General features: G+C 61.0%; 2 protein-coding genes and 1 pseudogene. All 3 read right to left on the reverse strand.

Annotation, left to right across the window (positions count from 1 at the left end):
- Positions 1-376 (reverse strand): annotated as a pseudogene (locus EN994_RS23950) (Flp pilus assembly complex ATPase component TadA); the annotation flags it as partial.
- The gene (locus tag EN994_RS23955; protein WP_063170364.1) at positions 373-786 is read right to left on the reverse strand and encodes a CopG family transcriptional regulator; all 414 of its coding nucleotides are present in this window, start codon (positions 784-786) and stop codon (positions 373-375) included. The pseudogene EN994_RS23950 and the gene EN994_RS23955, both read right to left, overlap by 4 nt.
- Before the next feature lie 116 nt (positions 787-902).
- A complete protein-coding gene (locus EN994_RS23960; protein ID WP_063169233.1) occupies positions 903-2,927 on the reverse strand; it encodes a conjugal transfer protein TraG in 2,025 nt (674 codons plus the stop codon).
- Between the last annotated feature and the right edge of the window lie 336 nt (positions 2,928-3,263).

Genomic DNA, 3,263 nt, shown 5'->3' on the forward strand with positions numbered 1-3,263 from the left:
CATCATAGTCTGCCAGGGTGTAGACTTTCGCGGCGGGCTTGCGGATGGCAAAACATGGCGCCAACACCACAGGTGGCAGCAGGCCTTCGAAGCGTTCGCCAGACGGCAATTCGGCACTGACGATCGGGTTGTCGGCGTGCGCCTCGGCGCGCACGTGCGAAGCAACCAGGCGGATGATACGTTCTGCCTCGGACGGGTGCATGTGAACGTCGGTATCGACCCGACCTTCGCCTAACCGGTCGAGTCGCAGCGCGCCGTCGGGATTGACCATCACCTCGATGACGGACGGATCGGCCAGGGCTTCGGTGATTGCCGGACCCATGGCGGTGCGCAGCATGACACGCCGCCGGTGGTCGGCCTCGGGATGAGAGCTCATCCTTCCCCTCCCCCACCATTGTCTTTGCTAAGCGACTTTTTGCCGGAAGCGATCTGGCGGCCGACCTTCTCAACGAATTTCTCGAAACGCTCTTGGGCAATAGCCTGCGTTGCCCGATCCGGGACCGGCGTGTGGGCGTGAAGGGTGATCGAAAAGCGGATGAAGAGCGCCAGGCTCTCCAGGATCACCTCGGAATCGCGCCTGACGTGGGCAAGATCGCGGGAGAGCCGGTCAAGCCTTACGCCGTAGCGCCGATCGAACTCGCTCTCGCCACGCCGCTCGATGAACGCCTCGATCGCCTTCCCCACGATCGCTGATTTGGTCGTTGACGGATCGCGACTGAGGTTGTCCAGTTTCTCGCTGAGCTCCGGCTCAAGCAGAAACTGATGGCGAATGCGGTGCGGCTTCATGCGGATCGTTCCGACGGCCCGGCGTTGCGCCGGCGACGGGAGAAGCATCGGCCAGACGCTCAAAATTGCTTATGGCCGTTATCTACGCTGAGGTGCGCTCTGCAACTCAGCGGACTTCAGAAGCCGGGAATGACATCGTCGCCCCTGCCCTCGTTGATACCGTAGACGCGGGCCGCAGTGGAAATCCGATCCATGACACGCTTGTCCGCGAGCGCTTCGCTGTCATCGTCTGCGGGCTTGTACAGATCGGCCTGATCGGGCTCTTGAGAGACAACAACGTCTTCTTCGGGCAGGCTTGGATGGCGTTGCTGCTGAACGCCTCCCTCGTCTTCAACTGGCGCGTCGGCGCTTTCCTCGTCCGCAGCAAGTCGGCTATCGACGCTGCACACTTGTCCAGTCCAGCCGTCCGGGCGTGATGCAGGGCAGTCCGCATAGGGTCCGTCGTGCAGCACCGGCGCAGGCAGCACCCGATCTGTGAAATTCTGATCCTGATAATAGCGCAGCTTCTTGGCGCGGATCGGCGGCAACCCAGAAACCAGGACCAATTCGTCTGACGGCGGCAATTGCATCACCTCGCCTGGCGTCAGGAGCGGGCGCGCGGTTTCCTGGCGGCTCACCATGACATGTGAAAGCCAGGGCGCAAGCCGATGGCCCGCATAGTTGCGCATCGACCTAAGTTCGGTTGCGGTGCCGAGGGCATCCGAGATGCGCTTGGCCGTGCGTTCGTCATTGGAGGAAAAGGCAATTCGCACGTGGCAATTGTCGAGAATAGCATTGTTCTCGCCATAGGCCTTTGAAACCTGGTTCAAAGATTGTGCGATCAGATAGGAGCGAATGCCATAACCTGCCATGAAGGCGAGCGCCGTTTCGAAGAAGTCGAGGCGACCGAGCGCCGGAAACTCGTCCAGCATCATGAGCAGCTGATGCTTACGGCTCTTCTTCGGGTCCCCCTCCAGACGCTCCGTCAACCGCCTGCCGATCTGGTTCAAGATCAGTCGCACAAAAGGCTTGGTGCGCGAGATATCCGAAGGCGGCACGACCAGATAGAGCGACAGCGGTCGCTCTCCATCCACTAGGTCAGCGATGCGCCAGTCGCAGGACGAAGTGGCCGCCGCGACCGTTGGATCACGATAAAGCCCGAGAAAGGACATGGCGGTCGAGAGGACGCCTGAGCGCTCGTTTTCCGACTTGTTCAGGAGTTCGCGAGCCGCCGAGGCCACTACGGGATGGACCTGAGGGTTATGCCCCGTCCCGAGATGGTTTGTCGTCATCATCCGCCGTAGCGTTGCGGCAAACGAGCGTTGCGGGTCCGACAGGAAGGTGGCGACGCGGGCCAGCGTCTTGTCCTCTTCAGCGTAGAGCACGTGCAAAATGGCGCCAACTAGGAGTGAATGGCTGGTCTTCTCCCAGTGGTTCCGTCGCTCCAGCGCGCCCTCGGGATCGACGAGGATGTCGGCGATGTTTTGAACGTCCCGGATCTCATCTGGGCCTTTGCGCACCTCCAGCAGCGGGTTGTAGCGTGCCGATCTCGGGTCGGTCGGATTGAACAGAAGGCAGTACGAGAATTTCGACCGCCAGCCGGAGGTCAACTGCCAATTTTCGCCTTTTATATCATGAATGATGGCAGACCCGGTCCAGGAAAGTAGCGTTGGAACAACCAGCCCCACGCCCTTGCCCGAACGCGTCGGCGCAAATGCCATGACGTGCTCCGGGCCGTCATGGCGCAGATAGCGATCGTTCAGCCTACCGAGGAAAACGCCCGCCGGCCGTAACAACCCTGCCGTCTCGACCTCATGAGTCGTGGCCCACCGTGAAGACCCATAGGTCGTAACCGACCCGCGCTGTCGCGCGCGCAAAAGCGAGCCAGCGATTGCGGCGGCACAACCCAGGAATCCGCTGGCGCCTGCAAGCGTACCGGCTTTGTCGAAGACCTCCGGCGCATAAGCATCGAAGTGGAACCACCATTCAAACAGCTTCCACGGCTTGTAGATTGGCCAGCCGGCGAAGAGAAACCATGGTGCGCCGAGAGGCGTCTGGTAGGTCAGCATTTGAGCGCACCATTGGGTTGCCGTCCATACGCCGATAATGACAATTGCGCACACAACGGCGATCTGCCCGATCAGTAGCTTCGTAGGTGTCATCGGCTTGGCCCGCTGAACAACGCGACCTAGCATCGCGCGGCGCAGCCGGGACAGGAATGTTCCTCACATACGATTTGGGAGCAATGAACGACTTCCTACGTATGCAGGTCGGTCAGCACGCGTGTTGCGCCTTCACGCGACACCATCCGCCACTCCATCCTTTCCATTCACCCTGAGGCCCGGCGCCGCCGACAGTTGCGTGACCGCTCCTCCGCAAAGTTATCTTCTGCGTTCAGGGAGCCACGGCGCCTGGGCTGGCTGATGAACACCGTCCGCTCGCGCATGTGGGGTCGAATTGATTTGTGCCCAAGTGGAGGCAGGCTCGTCTTCCAACAG

Source organism: Mesorhizobium sp. M7A.F.Ca.CA.002.09.1.1 (assembly GCF_003998555.1).
Lineage (GTDB): Bacteria > Pseudomonadota > Alphaproteobacteria > Rhizobiales > Rhizobiaceae > Mesorhizobium > Mesorhizobium ciceri.

Excerpts from the sequence above, each read along its gene's own strand:
- EN994_RS23955 (WP_063170364.1), bottom strand. The coding sequence starts at position 786 with ATGAAGCCGCACCGCATTCGCCATCAGTTTCTGCTTGAGCCGGAGCTC.
- EN994_RS23960 (WP_063169233.1), bottom strand. The coding sequence starts at position 2,927 with ATGACACCTACGAAGCTACTGATCGGGCAGATCGCCGTTGTGTGCGCA.